The organism is Tabrizicola sp. (genome assembly GCF_041911175.1).
Taxonomy (GTDB): Bacteria; Pseudomonadota; Alphaproteobacteria; order Rhodobacterales; family Rhodobacteraceae; genus Tabrizicola.
The window spans coordinates 1-13,503 of the sequence record NZ_JAYRPN010000106.1 but is presented as its reverse complement, the minus strand read 5'-3'; the positions used below and the strand labels follow the sequence as shown (position 1 = coordinate 13,503).

16 protein-coding genes and 1 pseudogene are annotated in these 13,503 nt (G+C 65.1%); 7 read left to right on the top strand and 10 right to left on the bottom strand.

Annotated features, from left to right (window positions below; all coding sequences use genetic code 11):
• The first annotated feature begins 451 nt into the window (after positions 1-451).
• Positions 452-856: a DUF2177 family protein gene (locus tag ACE3P6_RS14575; protein WP_374396326.1), complete on the top strand. Its 405-nt coding sequence runs from the start codon at positions 452-454 to the stop codon at positions 854-856.
• A 4-nt stretch (positions 857-860) separates the two neighbouring features.
• Here the strand turns inward: ACE3P6_RS14575 and ACE3P6_RS14570 are convergent, their stop codons facing one another.
• From ACE3P6_RS14570 to ACE3P6_RS14560, 3 genes are read right to left on the bottom strand one after another with little or no spacing between them, the layout of a single operon-like run.
• The gene (locus ACE3P6_RS14570; RefSeq protein WP_374396324.1) at positions 861-1,595 is read right to left on the bottom strand and encodes an SDR family NAD(P)-dependent oxidoreductase; all 735 of its coding nucleotides are present in this window, start codon (positions 1,593-1,595) and stop codon (positions 861-863) included.
• 3 nt (positions 1,596-1,598) lie between these two features.
• On the bottom strand, positions 1,599-2,231 hold the full coding sequence (locus ACE3P6_RS14565) for a ChrR family anti-sigma-E factor (protein WP_374396321.1): 633 nt from the start codon (positions 2,229-2,231) through the stop codon (positions 1,599-1,601).
• Positions 2,228-2,836, bottom strand: a complete 609-nt coding sequence (locus ACE3P6_RS14560) for a sigma-70 family RNA polymerase sigma factor (RefSeq protein WP_374396320.1) — start codon at positions 2,834-2,836, stop codon at positions 2,228-2,230. The genes ACE3P6_RS14565 and ACE3P6_RS14560 overlap by 4 nt, the downstream gene beginning before the upstream one ends.
• 169 nt (positions 2,837-3,005) lie before the next feature.
• On the opposite strand from ACE3P6_RS14560, the gene ACE3P6_RS14555 reads away from it, so the two are divergent.
• The 5 genes from ACE3P6_RS14555 to ACE3P6_RS14535 are packed head-to-tail and all read left to right on the top strand — an operon-like array spanning position 3,006 to position 8,374.
• The gene (locus ACE3P6_RS14555) at positions 3,006-4,289 is read left to right on the top strand and encodes an NAD(P)/FAD-dependent oxidoreductase (RefSeq protein WP_374396318.1); all 1,284 of its coding nucleotides are present in this window, start codon (positions 3,006-3,008) and stop codon (positions 4,287-4,289) included.
• A complete protein-coding gene (locus tag ACE3P6_RS14550; RefSeq protein WP_374396316.1) occupies positions 4,286-5,065 on the top strand; it encodes a DUF1365 domain-containing protein in 780 nt (259 codons plus the stop codon). Before ACE3P6_RS14555 ends, ACE3P6_RS14550 begins: the two co-directional genes overlap by 4 nt.
• Complete coding sequence (locus ACE3P6_RS14545) at positions 5,062-6,228, top strand: class I SAM-dependent methyltransferase (protein WP_374396314.1); 1,167 nt, start codon at positions 5,062-5,064, stop codon at positions 6,226-6,228. The genes ACE3P6_RS14550 and ACE3P6_RS14545 overlap by 4 nt, the downstream gene beginning before the upstream one ends.
• Positions 6,229-7,662 (top strand): deoxyribodipyrimidine photo-lyase, encoded by a 1,434-nt coding sequence (locus ACE3P6_RS14540; protein ID WP_374396313.1) that lies wholly within the window; start codon positions 6,229-6,231, stop codon positions 7,660-7,662.
• Between the two features lies 1 nt (position 7,663).
• The gene (locus tag ACE3P6_RS14535; RefSeq protein ID WP_374396311.1) at positions 7,664-8,374 is read left to right on the top strand and encodes a hypothetical protein; all 711 of its coding nucleotides are present in this window, start codon (positions 7,664-7,666) and stop codon (positions 8,372-8,374) included.
• Positions 8,375-8,449: 75 nt separating this feature from the next.
• Here the strand turns inward: ACE3P6_RS14535 and ACE3P6_RS14530 are convergent, their stop codons facing one another.
• The 3 genes and pseudogenes from ACE3P6_RS14530 to ACE3P6_RS14520 form a co-directional block, all read right to left on the bottom strand.
• Positions 8,450-8,935 (bottom strand): fasciclin domain-containing protein, encoded by a 486-nt coding sequence (locus tag ACE3P6_RS14530; RefSeq protein WP_374396309.1) that lies wholly within the window; start codon positions 8,933-8,935, stop codon positions 8,450-8,452.
• Between the two features lie 404 nt (positions 8,936-9,339).
• Positions 9,340-9,591 carry a hypothetical protein gene (locus ACE3P6_RS14525; protein ID WP_374396305.1) on the bottom strand — a complete coding sequence of 84 codons (252 nt, stop codon included), beginning with the start codon at positions 9,589-9,591 and terminating at the stop codon, positions 9,340-9,342.
• Positions 9,592-9,822: 231 nt separating this feature from the next.
• Positions 9,823-10,410: pseudogene (locus ACE3P6_RS14520) on the bottom strand (transposase); the annotation flags it as partial.
• Here ACE3P6_RS14520 and ACE3P6_RS14515 point away from each other — a divergent pair.
• Positions 10,411-10,644: a DUF411 domain-containing protein gene (locus tag ACE3P6_RS14515; RefSeq protein ID WP_374396302.1), complete on the top strand. Its 234-nt coding sequence runs from the start codon at positions 10,411-10,413 to the stop codon at positions 10,642-10,644.
• 34 nt (positions 10,645-10,678) lie between these two features.
• Here the strand turns inward: ACE3P6_RS14515 and ACE3P6_RS14510 are convergent, their stop codons facing one another.
• The 4 genes from ACE3P6_RS14510 to ACE3P6_RS14495 form a co-directional block, all read right to left on the bottom strand.
• Positions 10,679-11,641, bottom strand: coding sequence for a glutathione S-transferase family protein (locus ACE3P6_RS14510; protein ID WP_374396299.1), 963 nt, complete (start codon positions 11,639-11,641; stop codon positions 10,679-10,681).
• Positions 11,642-11,651: 10 nt separating this feature from the next.
• On the bottom strand, positions 11,652-12,515 hold the full coding sequence (locus tag ACE3P6_RS14505) for a VOC family protein (protein ID WP_374396297.1): 864 nt from the start codon (positions 12,513-12,515) through the stop codon (positions 11,652-11,654).
• Positions 12,516-12,574: 59 nt separating this feature from the next.
• Positions 12,575-13,012: a DoxX family protein gene (locus tag ACE3P6_RS14500; protein WP_374396295.1), complete on the bottom strand. Its 438-nt coding sequence runs from the start codon at positions 13,010-13,012 to the stop codon at positions 12,575-12,577.
• A 26-nt stretch (positions 13,013-13,038) separates the two neighbouring features.
• On the bottom strand, positions 13,039-13,503 hold a 465-nt coding region (locus ACE3P6_RS14495; protein ID WP_374396294.1), incomplete at its 5' end, for an NADPH-dependent F420 reductase.

Here is a 13,503-nt window from a genome sequence, read left to right as displayed (position 1 = left end):
CTGGAACACGTTCTTTGCCAGATCGACGCCGATGATGCTAACTTCTCCCATGGATGCCCTCTCCTTCAGCTTGTGCTTCAACACCACGAGTTTGGCACATCGCGATGCCGTCAGGGGAGAGCGGCATCCACCCCATCTCCAATTGCAATACATTGATTTTACTGTATTTTAGTGTATACATCTCGTTCAAATCGTGCTTTGAAAAGCATTGGTTTGGCGCATTGCGATGCCGTCAGGGGAGGTTGACATCCACACCGTCCCTGCGGCCCGAATGCGCTCGGCGCTGTCGTCTATGACGAGGGCACGATCAGCCTGCCGTTCTGCACGCAAAAATTGATCTGCTGCACGGCTATGTGCGTACAGCAAGACAATGGCCCGGATGGCAGAAGGTTCGTCCTATCTGCGTCGGCTGGACGACAACTGGCAGCCCAAGAATTTCGAAGGACTTCCCATGCTTCAAGTCACCCTCCTTTATGCTGCAACTGCTGCGGTGTTTCTCGCTCTGGATGTGATAGGGATCCGGTTTCTGATCCGGCCGGTGTTTGAGCGCAATGTCGGCCATCTTCTTGCCGATCCGCTGCGGCTTGGCCCGGCTGCGCTGTTCTATCTGGGATATATCGCCGGGCTTGTGTGGCTGGTTTCCTGGCCCGCGCTGAAGGGCAATGATCCCCTCCACGCGCTGATCGGAGGCATGGTCATCGGGCTGATGTGTTATGGCACCTATGAGATGACCAATTACGCCACACTTGCCGACTGGTCGTGGGAGCAGGTCATCATCGACGGATTGTGGGGCACGTTCCTGACCGGATTTTCAGCCTGGGTTGGTGTTCTGGCGCTGTCGGGGCGGTTCAACTGAAGGGTCAGCCCAGGCGTCGCAGCAGGGGCAGCGACAGCGCATAAGGCAAGGCCCGCATCAGCTTCATCACCCAGGTGAAGCGACGCGGGAAATGGATTTCAAACCCGCGACGCTGCATGCCGCGCAATACCGCCTCTGCCGCCTGCTCAGGGGTGATGATCGCGGGCATGGCAAAGCTGTTTCTGGCGGTCAGTCTGGTCTCGACAAAGCCCGGAGACACCAGCCGCACGTCCACGCGCGGCGCGAGCTCGATTGCGAGCGTTTCAGCAAGATTGTTGACCGCGGCCTTGGTGGCCGAATAGGGCTGCCCCCGCGGCAGGCCTATATAGCCCGCGACCGAGCCGAACAGCACCAACTGCCCGCCATCGTGCAGCAGCAGGGGGCAAAGCCGGGCGACCTCGATCATGCCCAGGATGTTGACCCGCACCATCGCCTCGGCCTGGGCGGGGTCGATGTCGGCGACGCGACCGGGATCATAAAGCGCGGCGGTGCAGATGATCGCATCGAGCGGCGCCTCAAGCGCAAGCCGCGTCACCACCGCTGCCAGCGTTTCGGGTTGTCCTAGATCCAGCGGCAGGGCCTGCGCACCGCCGCATTCCGTGGCCAGCACCTCCAGCGCGTCACCATCGCGGGCGGAAAGGATCAGCTGCGCCCCTTGTCCGGCCAGCGCCCGGGCAAGGGCAGCGCCGATCCCGGCGCTGGCGCCAATGATCCAGATGCGGCGGCCTGCATGGCCCATCCTTCAGATCCGGAAGATCGGCTGCAACAGCCGCGGGATCAGCGCGCGAAAGCGCAGGGGCGCATCGGTTGCCGCCAGGCAGATGCATGGCTCGCCCGGGCCGGCCACGGGTTGGTGGTCGATCTCGTCATGCGCCACCTCGACATCGCCGCGATGAAAGGCGCCCGCGCTGTCGGAAAAACTGCCTTGCAGCACCAGCGTCAGTTCTTGCCCCTGATGCCCGTGTTCGGGCACGGCCTTGCCCGGCGGGATATACAACAACCGCAGCGACCCTTGGCTATCGGCGGTCAAAAGCTGCTGGCGGATGCCGCCGCCCAGCATGCGCCAGCGCGGTGGCTTTCCGCCCAATTCGTGCATGACGGCCGAGGGAAACGGCCCGGAAGCGCGCAGAGGCGGTTTCGGCGGCGGTGCGTCCAGCGCAGCCATCATCCGCTCGCGTGCATCGCCGCGCAGGTTTGCACCCTCTGTACCGAGCAAAAGCGCACCGCCGATCATGTCTTCCGCCTCCTGGCGGGCGCGACATTGGTCGCAAAGCGACATATGCGCGGCCACGACCACCCCGAAGGCATGGGGCAAGGTTCCGGCGCGATAGGCGTCAAGCATGTTGTCGGGGATGTGGTGGCGGATGGCGGTCATGGTGCGATCTTCCTCAGCTCATGCCGGAGGCGTTCAAGGCCAAGGCGGATGCGGGACTTGATGGTGCCAAGCGGTAAGCCGGTCATTTCACTGATGCGGCTGTGGGGGACATCGTCGAAATAGGCGGCGCGCAGCGCCTCGGCCTGTTCGGGAGCGAGTCGCGCAAGTGCCTCGGCCAAGTGGCGCGCCTCCTGTTGCAAGGCAATGATCTGGTCTGCGTCGGGTTCCAGGCTCTCAAGCTCGGGCATCTCGTCGGGTTGTGCCAGCGGGCGGCGGCGCGCCATGTCGATGCGCCGGTTCCGCGCAATGCCATAGATCCAACCGGCCGCGTCGGCGCGATGCGGGTCAAACTGCCCTGCCTTGTGCCAGACCGCGAGCATCACATCCTGCACCACATCCTCGGCAGTGCCGTCGCGCAGCCCGCCGCGCAGCATCATCGCCTTGAGCCTTGGGGCAAAATGGTCAAAGAGCCGTCCGAACGCCGCGCGGTCACGGCTGTCGCGGACGGCGATCATATCTCGACTCAACTCGGAAAGATCACCCATCGGCTGCTGACTCACCACTGTGGCACCCACGGCAACGTTATCGACCAGTGGCGGTGCCATCGGACTGAGCGTTCTATAAGTGCGAGGCTCGACAGGTGCAAATGCAGTGTTCATGCCATGCAATACGGGTGACAAGGCGTGGCAGATCATTCTTACGGCAATTTTTCGGGTTGATTGATCCAAGGCCAGGTTCCACGCGTAAGCTTGTCAAAGAGTTAGTGGAGTCCAGATGCCTTTTGACATCACCAACGGCGCGCCGCAGCGAATCGCCATCGTCGGCGGGGGCATATCGGGCCTGGCTTGCGCATGGGTTCTGTCGCGCCACCATCAGGTGACGTTATACGAAGAAGCGATCCGGCTTGGCGGCCATGCGCGCACGGTTGTTGCCGGCAAGCGGGGCGATCAGCCGGTCGATACCGGGTTCATCGTGTTCAACCATGTCAATTACCCGCATCTGACGGCGATGTTTCGCGACCTTGACGTGCCAATTGCCAAAAGCGACATGAGCTTTGGCGTCTCGCTGGACGCTGGCGGGGTGGAATATGCGCTGCGGTCCGGCAATGCGCTGTTCGGCCAGCGCCGCAACATCGTGGACCCGCGCTTTCACCTGATGATCCGCGACATCCTGCGCTTCAATGCCGGGGCCGAGGCCGAGGTGGCGGCAGCGCCCGAGCTGACCATCGCCGCCCTGATCGCGCGGATGCGTCTGGGTGCAAGGTTCCGCGACCATTACCTTTATCCGTTCTGCGGGGCGATCTGGTCCACGCCCGATCACGACATCGGGGCCTTCCCGGCCCGTGCGATGGTGCGGTTCATGCGCAACCACGGGCTTTTGTCGCGCGGCCAGCATCATCAGTGGTGGACGGTGGACGGCGGCTCGACCCGCTATGTGGAACGGCTGACGGCGGCCCTGGTGCGGGCCGGGGTCGATCTGCGTCCCGGCACCCCTGTGCGGGCGGTCACGCGCAGCGGCGGCACCGTCACACTGCGCGCCAAGGGGGCAGAGGCCGAAAGCTTCGATCATGTCATCCTTGCCACCCATGCCGATCAGGCGCTCGCGATGCTGAGTGATGCCGACGGGACCGAACAGGCCGCCCTTTCGGCGATCCGGTTCCAGCCCAACCACGCTGTCCTTCACGCCGACCCATCCGTGATGCCGCGCCGCCGCAGATGTTGGAGTTCATGGGTCAGCCGGGGCGATACCGGGCGAGCGGGTGTGGCCGTCACCTATTGGATGAACCAGCTTCAGAATATCCCGGACGACGATCCGCTGTTTGTCACGCTGAACACGGGTGACGGGATCGACCCGCGTTTGATCTATGATCAGGTGACCTTCCGCCATCCGGTCTTTGATCTTACGGCGTTGGACGCACAGGCGCGGATTGCCGCGATGCAGGGCACTCGCAACACCTGGTTTGCCGGAGCATGGCTGCGCAACGGCTTTCACGAGGACGGCTTTGCCAGCGCCATGCGCATCGCGCGGCGGTTGCTGCCTGTGGCGGTGCTGCCATGACCCTCGCCGCGCGGCTTGAGGCGGGTGAGGTGCTGGCGATGCCCGCGCTGGTGACCCATGCCCGGCGCGGTGCCCTGCGCCACACATTCCGCACCCATGCCGATCATCTGCTGCTGGCGCCCGAGCATGTTCACCCGCCCCGGCTGATGGGGCATAACAGGTTTGGTCTGATAGCCTTTCACGACGCCGACCACGGCGGGCTGCGGGGCGCGGGCACCGGCGCCCTTTGGGCCTGGGCGCAGTTCGGCGTGGCCGGGATCGCTCTCCGTCCGGGGCTGGTGCTGGCGCTGCTGACGCAGCCGCGGTTTCTGGGCTACTGGTTCAACCCGGTCAGCTTCTGGATGCTGATCGAGGGCGACGCGCTGATCGCCGCGATTGCCGAGGTCAACAACACCTTCGGCCAACGCCACAGTTATCTGCTGGCCCGCCCCGACCTTGCGCCGATTACCGCTGAAACGGAACTGACCGCGCGCAAGGTGTTTCACGTCTCGCCCTTTCAGGACGTGGCGGGGGAGTATCATTTCCGCGTTGCCCTGCACCCCGACCGCATCGCCATCCGCATCGCACAACAGGACGGCACGGGCGGCATCGACACCGCCATGACAGGGCGGCTGGTGCCGCTGACCACCCTCGGGGTTCTTGCAACAAGTTTTCGCCGGCCGGGCGGTGCGCTGCGGGTGATTGCCCAGATCTATTGGCACGCGCTGCGCCTGAAACTCAAAGGCGCCGCCTATCGCCGCCTTCCCACCCCACCCGATCAGGAAATCAGCCGATGAGCCTTGCGACACGCTCCCTCAAGTCCCGCTTTCTTTCCGCCCTTGAAGGGATCGGCGATGGCATCCTGACCCTGACCACGCCCGAGGGCACGCGCCACCGCTTTGGCAGCGCCGGCCCCGAGGCGGACTTGCAGATCCGCGACTGGCGGCTGCTTCCGCGTCTGGCGCTGCGCGGCGATGTGGGCTTGGGCGAAGGCTGGATCGCCGGCGACTGGCACAGCGAGACGCTGGAGGGGACGCTGTCGCTGGCCCTGCGCAACCTTGGCCTTCGGGCCGGTTGGGGAGAGCCGGGGCGGCTTCAGGCCATGCGGATGCGGCTGGTCGACCGGCTGATGCGGCCAAACAGCCTGCGCGGATCGCGGCGCAATATCCGCGCGCATTACGATGTCGGCAACGAGTTTTACCAGTTGTGGCTTGATCCCGGCATGACCTATTCCTCGGCGCTGTTTGGTCCTGGCGATGATCTGTCGCGCGCGCAGGCACGCAAGAACGCACGCATCCTGTCCCAACTGGGGCCCGGCGAAAGCCTGCTGGAAATAGGCTGCGGCTGGGGCGGGTTTGCCGAAGCGGCGGCCGAGCGCGGCCAAAAGGTGACCGCGATCACGCTGTCTCCCTCGCAAAAGGGCTATGCCGATGCCCGGCTGGATGGCCGTGCCGAGGTGCGGCTTCAGGATTACCGTCAGGTGACGGGCAGCTTTGACAACATCGTGTCGATCGAGATGATCGAGGCGGTGGGAGAACGCTATTGGCCGACCTATTTCGCCACCCTCAAGGCGCGGCTGGCGCCGGGCGGGCGGGCGGTCCTGCAAGCGATCACCGTGCCGGATGCCGAGTTTTCGGTCTATCGCCGCCGCTCGGATTTCATCCGTCAACATGTGTTTCCCGGCGGCATGCTGCCCTGTTCGGCCATAATCGTCCATGAGGCGGCAAAGGTCGGGTTGCGCGTCCAAGACAGCCACGCTTTCGGCCCGGATTATGCCCGCACCTGCCGGATCTGGTCCGAGACGATGATGCACCAGCGCCCGCGCATCGAGCGGCTTGGCTACGGTGACTCCTTCCTGCGCGGCTGGCAGTTTTATCTTGAAGGCTGCGCCGCTGCCTTCGCCACCGGACGCTGCGATGTGGTGCAGGTGACGCTTGGTCACGCGGATGAGGCTGCTTGAATGACGGCCCCCGGCATCCTCTGGCTGACCCGTGATTTTCGTCTGCATGACAATCCCGCGCTTCTCGCCGCGATTTCCGATGGTCCCCTGTTGCCGGTGTTCATCATAGACCGGCTGATCATGGCGCAAGGTGCAGCCAGCCGCTGGCGGCTGACGCGCGCGCTACAAGCCCTTGATGCGGCACTTAGGGAACGCACCGGCGGCAAGGGCATCACCATTCTGCGCGGCGAGGCGGATGAGATCCTGCCGCCGTTGATGAAACGCTTGGGCGCGCGCAGGCTGCACCAGTCCGACTGGCCCACATCCGATATGCGCGCGCTGCAAGACCGCATGCGGGCGGCGCTGCAGCCTGTGAGTGCCGAGCTGGTCCTGCATCCGGGCCATCTTCTGGTTTACCCCCGAGCGATCCGAACGGGCAATGGGGGCGTCTATCGGGTCTATTCCCCCTTTGCGAGGGCGGTGCGGCAGCTCGGCCCCGATCAGCCCGCCGCTGACGCGCCGCCGCGGATCACAGCTTGCACCGAGCCGCTTCAGGGGCTTGATCCACTGACATTGGATCTCGCTCCGGACCTGCACCGGGGCCGCGTTGCGCTTGAGCAGTTTGCCACGCCTGCGGGCGAGGATGCGGCACTTGCCCGGCTGGACGAGTTTCTTGACCGTGCCTCCGCCTATCCCGGCGGGCGTGATCGCCCCGATCTCGACGCGACTTCCGGCCTGTCCGATCATCTTGCGGTGGGCGAAATCAGTCCACGCGTGGTCTGGGCCAGAGCCATGCTGAGGGCCGAGGTGTCGCCCGAACACGCAGCCGGCATCGGCAAGTTCCTGTCCGAAGTGATCTGGCGCGACTTTTCCTGGCATCTGCTGATCGAGTTCCCGCAGATGCCGGTTGCCTGCTGCCGCCCCGAATGGGAGGGCTTTCCCTGGCGCAAGGACGCCCCCGAGCTGATCGGCTGGCAGCGGGCGGAAACCGGGGTGGCGCTGGTCGATGCCGGGTTGCGCCAGATGTGGTTGACGGGCCGGATGCACAACCGCGTGCGCATGGTGGTTGCAAGCTGGCTGACCAAGCATCTGCTGATCGACTGGCGCGCGGGGCTGGCGCATTTCGCCGATTGCCTGACCGATTGGGACCCGGCCGCCAATGCGATGAACTGGCAATGGGTGGCGGGCTGCGGCCCCGATGCGGCGCCCTATTTCCGCATCTTCAACCCCGAGAGGCAGGCGGAACAATACGACCCTCAGGGCGATTATCGCCGGCGCTGGCTTGCTGGATTTGACGGTGCCTCTTACCCAGAGGCTGAGGTTTGGCTGCAAAGCATTCCACCGGCGTGGGACCGCGGACCTTGGCGCCCCGGTCCCCCATCCATGCTGGCCGAGGGGCGCAATGCCGCGCTGGCGGCCTTGGCACAGTTTCGCGCCACCATATCGGAGACCTGAAATGAATGACCGCAACGCAAGGATCATCATACTGCTGCTGGCTGTGGGTTTCGCCGTTTCGCCCGTCCTGTCGAATGGCTTTGGCGGCTTTTACCCGGAAAGCTTTCCCGTGCAGGTGGACCGCTGGCCCGCCCAACCCGTCGGATGGGCCTTTTCAATCTGGGGGCTGATCTATCTGGGGCTGATTCTTGCCGCCGTATGGGCTCTTTGGCGCCCTGAAACCATGCCGGGCTGGGGGCGCGCTGCCTGGCCCCTTGGCATCAGCCTGTTCATCGGCGTGTTCTGGATCGAGGCTGCCCTCCGTTCCCCACCGATCGCCACGGCGATGATCCTCGTGATGGCGGCGGCTGCGATCATGGCGATGCTGCGGGTCGGGCCCGGCTGGCGCGAATGGGCACCCATCGGTCTATACACCGGCTGGCTGACGGCTGCATCAGGGGTCGCCCTGTCGGTGGTGGCGACGGGCTATGGCATATTGCCGCCGCGAACAGCCGCCATCGCGCTGATCATTTGCGTCCTGATTGCGGCTGTTGCGGTCGCCTTCGTCCGCCCGCACGTCTGGTCCTATCGCGCCGGTGTCATCTGGGCATTGTTCGGCGTCATTGTGGCGAATGCGGGCGCCGGCGACTGGCTGATCGCCATGATCTGTGGCGCAGGCATTTTGCTCCTTGCGCTGCTCAACCGGTTCATCCCCAAATCCAGCCGCGGCTGATCGCTATAAAACGCTACCCCGGCTGATACAGCCGGGGTCTATCTGGTTTACATATGGTCAACTGTGCCATTCGCCTCAGTTGGCAGGAGGCATGATCACCGCGTCGATGACATGGATCACTCCGTTCGAGGCCGCGATATCGGCCGTGGTGATGTTGGCGTCGTTGACTTTCGCGCCGCCATCAAGCGTGAAGGTCACCTCGCCGCCCTGAACCGTGGCTGCCGACATCCCCTCGGTCAGATCCGAAGACATGACCTCACCCGGAACCACGTGATAGGTCAGGATTGAGACCAGTTGATCCTTGTTTTCCGGCTTCAGCAGCGTGTTCACGGTCCCTTCGGGAAGGGCCGCAAAGGCCGCATCCGTCGGCGCGAAGACAGTGAAGGGACCTTCACCTTTCAGGGTGTCCACCAGCCCGGCCGCCTGAACCGCAGCAACCAGCGTTGTGAAATCGCCCGCGGCAACTGCGGTATCAACAATGTCCGAGGTCGCATCTTGCGCCATGGCGGCACCTGCCAGCATGGCCGTCGCCGCAGTCGCCATCAGAAACTTGCGTAGCATTCCGGTTCTCCATTGTGTCAAGTATTGTTTCACAAAGGGCAATATCCGTACCCTCCATCGTCCTTACGCAGGTCGCCCCCGGACGGATCAAACTTGCGGACAGGAAAAATTCGATCTGCGTGCGCGGATGTCCAAATCGACCAGATCATGCCGGAAGCAGCAGGTGTGTCAGACGTTCCCTGGCCCTATGGCACCATGGCACCATGGCGCCGTGCGGCCGTAACGTGTGACAGGCTCACGCTTGGGTGCACATTTGTGCCCATTTCCGCACGCGACATGTGGCGCCGCAACTGCCATCGTCGCCCTGCCCCTTTTTTACATCGTGAATCTTTGAGCTTGGCCGGGCGGTGCCCTGCGGTCGAGGCGTCTGGCGCTTCCTTCAATGCCACTGCCCGGTCCGGCCTTCACTGGCACGCGCGCGCCTGGTCGCGCATGACAGCGTATTCGCTCAGCATTTCCGCGATCATCGATCCCTCTGGCAGCAACGCGAGCTCCTCAGCCGCCCATGCCTGGAACTCCCTGCCATACTCGACCACGGGCGGGCATGTCGCGAGCCTCCCGTCCTCAGAACCGACCGTCGCGCAGGCGCTCAGGAAGCTCGTCGCGAGACCGAGGACGGCGAGCGGCCGCCTCCAGCATCCGGCGTTGGACGTCATTGACCTTCTCCGTGGTTTCAAGGCGTTCGGCGAGGCGTCCCGCTCGCTCGCCGGACCGCCGAAGCGAATTCAGGAACAGGAGCACGGCGAGGACGATGGCGCCGTAGCGCAGCGCCGCCCGCATCCATGGGCCCGTGGCGACCCGGTGAGGAGCCCGCTGTCCGTCGTCAGATGATTTGGGACACGAGCGCCTGATCTCGAACGGAGGGCCTGGCTCGTTGAGGTTTCAGTTTATGCCGCGGTCTGACGATGCAGCAAGCGGCGTTTCGCGATGGTCTTGGCTTTGATCTCCTTTCGTCGTTCGAGGATGGTTTCGGCCTTGCCGAGGTAGACGTCCGCGGGGGTGAGGTTTCCCAGGCTCTCGTGGTAGCGGTGGTGGTTGTAGTGCTCGATGAAGGCCGCCACGGCTTCCTCGAGCGCTCCGGGCAGGTAGTAGTTCTCCAGGAGGATGCGGTTCTTCAGGGTCTGGTGCCAGCGTTCGATCTTGCCCTGGGTCTGAGGATGCCGGGGAGCGCCACGGACGTGATCCATGCCCCGGCCGGCAAGCCAGTCGGCCAGCTCCCCGGAGATGTAGCTGCTGCCATTATCGCTGAGCAGCCTGGGCCGGCGGACGACCGTGGCTCGGTCGCAGTCGCAGCCCGAGGCGACCAGGGCATCTTCCAGCGTGGCGGTCACGTCCCACGCCTTCATCGTCGTGCAGAGCCGCCAGGCGATGACGTAGCGGCTGTAGTCGTCGAGGATGGTAGAGAGATAGAACCAGCCCCAGCCGATGACCTTCAGATAGGTGAAGTCGGTCTGCCAGAGCTGGTTCGGTCGGGTATGGGTGCGTGCCACACCGGCAGGATCGCGGGCTACATGATCGAAGGCCATGTTCCGCCCGCGGATATCCACCGCCTTCTGGACGAGCGCCCTTACGCGGTGGGGCTCGCAGTGCCCGACATGCCCTACGGATCGCCCGGAATGGGGCCGGAGAGCGAACGTAAGGCCTTCGAGGTTTTCCTCATAGGGCGCGACGGATCGACTTCAGTCTATACCAGCTACGCCGCAGCGTGACTTGAGCGCAGACCTGTCGGTCACAGCGCCCGGATCAACCGGCCAAGGCTGCTGGCAACGCGGGCCCCATCGGAACGATCCCGGTCGGGTTCAGCGCCTTGACCGAGTAGTAGCCGCGCTTGATGTGGTCGATGCTGACCGTGTCGCGCACCCCGGGGATGGCGAGGATGCGGGCCTGGTAGGCGCTGAGCGCCGGATAGTCCGAGATGCGGCGCAGGTTGCACTTGAAGAGGCCGTGGTAGGCCGCGTCGAAGCGCACCAGCGTCACGAAGAGCCGCACGTCCGCTTCGGTGAAGCGGTCGCCCAGCAGGAAGTCACGGCCGTCGCCGAGGCGCCCCTCAAGCTCGTCGAGCATGGCGAAGACGTCGTGGAACGCCTCCTCGTAGGCGGCTTGCGTGGTGGCGAAGCCCGCGCGGTAGACGCCGTTGTTGAGGCGCGGATAGATGCGGGCGTTCAGCGCGTCGATCTCCTCGCGGAGGTCGGCCGGATAGAGGTCGAAGGTGGGGTCCGCGAAGTCGCCGAACCCGGAGTTCAGCATCCGCAGGATGTCGGCGGATTCGTTGTTCACGATGGTGCCGCGCTGCTTGTCCCACAGCACCGGCACCGTCGCGCGGCCCGAAATGGCGGGGTCGGCGCGAGTGTAGATCTCGTGCAGGAAATTGGCGCCGTTCAGCGTGTCGAGGTCGGCCCCGCCAGTGTCGCCGAAGCGCCAGCCCTGGTCGGAGAGTTCGGGCTCGACGACGGAGACCGAGATCGCGTCCTCGAGCCCCTTCAGCTTGCGACCGATCAGCGTGCGCGACGCCCATGGGCAGATCAGCGCGACGTAGAGATGGTAGCGGCCGGGCTCGGCCTTGAAGCCGCCTTCGCCGGTCGGCCCGGCGCTGCCGTCAGGGGTGATCCAGTTGCGGAAACTGGAGTTCTGGCGAACAAAGCCGCCCTTGTCGTCCTTGGCCTGGACGGGCTGCCAGTCCGCAACCCATTTCCCGTTCATCAGCATGGTCGTCTCCTCAATTCCTCAGCGTGATTGCGGTGCCCCAGGGGTCGCGCACGGTCAGGCCATCGGCGTTCCTGGTGCTTGCAATGCCGGCGCTGTCGGCGCGTGCGGCAATGGCGGTGATGTTAATGGCATCCCGGACAAGCATCTCGACGGCCTCGAGACCTGCCATGCCCTCGGGGCGCCTGCTGGCCCGGCGGCTGTTCCAGACATTGCCAGCGAGCTGGTGGTGGTAACCGCCGCTGCCGTAGAAACTGGCGCCGGGATAGCGCGCCGCGATATCGAGGCCGAGCACGTCGCGGTAGAAGCGATCGGCTTCCGCAGTATCCCCCACCTGCAGGTGGACATGGCCGACGCTGCCGGCCTCCGGAAAGCCCGACCATTCGGTGCCCTCGGCGCTTTGCAGCAGGTCCTGCAGATCGAGCGGATCGGTGCTCATCCGGATCTCGCCGCTTTCTCCGTGCCAGTCCGAGACCGGGCGGTCGGCATAGACCTCGATGCCGTTGCCCGCGGGATCGGCGAGATAGAGCGCCTCGCTGACGATGTGGTCCGACGCGCCCTGAAGCGGCACGCGCGCCTCCGCGACGTGGGCGACCCAGCGGGCCAGGTCGGCCCGGGTCGGCATCAGGAAGGCGGTGTGAAAGAGGCCGGCCTGCCGCGGATCGAGCGGGGCGAGGTCAGGGTCGCCCACGAGCTTCAGCAGCGGCGTGCCGGCGGTGCCGAGGGTGATGCGATCCTCGCCGGTCGCGACCGGGCTGAGCCCGAGCACGGACTGGTAGAAGGCAGAGACCGCACCGAGGTCACGCACCTTGAGCCGGACCGCCCCGATCCGCATCGGCGCGGCAGTCATGTCGAAGTAGTCGGCTGCGATGGTCATGGCAGGTTTCCTTGAGAATGTGTGCGGCCGCGGGAAACCCCCGCGGCCGGCAAGGGAGGTCAGGCGCGGCTGCGCTTCAAGGCGAAAGCGCCGTCGCCGAGCAGTGCCTGGACGACCAGCGTCACCGCCCAGAATGCCGGGAATTCCCAGCCGCCGCCTTCGTTCGAGAAGAAGAAGCCAGCTGCGCCGTGGGGCACGTAGATCGAGCCCAGCAGAATCGGAACCAGCGCCAGCGACACCCAGCGGCTGTAGACGCCGAGGATCAGCGCGAGGCCACCGAAGAGCTCGGCCGCGATGACGAGGTAGGCGAGCGGCCCGGGCAGTCCGAGGCTGGCGAAGTAGCCCACTGTCCCGGCCGGGGTGAAGACGAAGAGCTTCAGGCCGGCATGGGCGAGGAATAGAACGCCCATGGAGACGCGCAGGATCGTCGCGGCGAGATCGGCGTTGGAGACGCCGTCGACGAGCGACGGACGGGCGGAGGCGGTTGCGTAGGTCATGGTCATGTTCCTTGAATCGAGGGGGCTCAGGCAGCGCGCTGCCAGGTGGGGGCGATGTCGGTGCCGTGGCCGAGGCCGTAGCCGAGGGTGATGTTCAGCGCGGCGGCGGGCTCGAGGTAGCGGGCGGTGGCAAGCGCCCCGGTCTCCAGCGTCTCGAAGCCGGCGCTCCGCGCCAGGTCGATGACTGCGGCCCGCGCGGCCTCGTCGTCTCCGGCAACGAAGACCGTTGCGGGCCGGCCGGCGGCCTGACCGCCGTTCTGGAGGACCTGCGCGAAGATCGTATTGAAGGCCTTGACGACCTTCGCCTGCGGCGCGCGCTTCTGGATTTCCTCGGCGGCGCTGGTCGTGTAACCGATGCTGAGGCCGGAGAAATCCGCCTTCATCGGGTTGGTGATGTCGACGACGATCTTGCCTGCAAAGCCGCCGGCCGCCTCGATGACGTCGCCCGCGGCATCAAAGGGCACCGCCAGGACGACGATGTCCGCCGATTG

Bases quoted from the DNA above. Each gene is read 5' to 3' on its own strand.
- ACE3P6_RS14525 (WP_374396305.1), bottom strand. From the start codon at position 9,591: ATGACGTCCAACGCCGGATGCTGGAGGCGGCCGCTCGCCGTCCTCGGT.
- ACE3P6_RS14545 (WP_374396314.1), top strand. From the start codon at position 5,062: ATGAGCCTTGCGACACGCTCCCTCAAGTCCCGCTTTCTTTCCGCCCTT.
- ACE3P6_RS14535 (WP_374396311.1), top strand. From the start codon at position 7,664: ATGAATGACCGCAACGCAAGGATCATCATACTGCTGCTGGCTGTGGGT.
- ACE3P6_RS14540 (WP_374396313.1), top strand. From the start codon at position 6,229: ATGACGGCCCCCGGCATCCTCTGGCTGACCCGTGATTTTCGTCTGCAT.
- ACE3P6_RS14550 (WP_374396316.1), top strand. From the start codon at position 4,286: ATGACCCTCGCCGCGCGGCTTGAGGCGGGTGAGGTGCTGGCGATGCCC.
- ACE3P6_RS14560 (WP_374396320.1), bottom strand. From the start codon at position 2,836: ATGGCACCGCCACTGGTCGATAACGTTGCCGTGGGTGCCACAGTGGTG.
- ACE3P6_RS14510 (WP_374396299.1), bottom strand. From the start codon at position 11,641: ATGCTGATGAACGGGAAATGGGTTGCGGACTGGCAGCCCGTCCAGGCC.
- ACE3P6_RS14575 (WP_374396326.1), top strand. From the start codon at position 452: ATGCTTCAAGTCACCCTCCTTTATGCTGCAACTGCTGCGGTGTTTCTC.
- ACE3P6_RS14530 (WP_374396309.1), bottom strand. From the start codon at position 8,935: ATGCTACGCAAGTTTCTGATGGCGACTGCGGCGACGGCCATGCTGGCA.
- ACE3P6_RS14565 (WP_374396321.1), bottom strand. From the start codon at position 2,231: ATGACCGCCATCCGCCACCACATCCCCGACAACATGCTTGACGCCTAT.
- ACE3P6_RS14500 (WP_374396295.1), bottom strand. From the start codon at position 13,012: ATGACCTACGCAACCGCCTCCGCCCGTCCGTCGCTCGTCGACGGCGTC.
- ACE3P6_RS14505 (WP_374396297.1), bottom strand. From the start codon at position 12,515: ATGACCATCGCAGCCGACTACTTCGACATGACTGCCGCGCCGATGCGG.
- ACE3P6_RS14515 (WP_374396302.1), top strand. From the start codon at position 10,411: ATGGGTGCGTGCCACACCGGCAGGATCGCGGGCTACATGATCGAAGGC.
- ACE3P6_RS14555 (WP_374396318.1), top strand. From the start codon at position 3,006: ATGCCTTTTGACATCACCAACGGCGCGCCGCAGCGAATCGCCATCGTC.
- ACE3P6_RS14570 (WP_374396324.1), bottom strand. From the start codon at position 1,595: ATGGGCCATGCAGGCCGCCGCATCTGGATCATTGGCGCCAGCGCCGGG.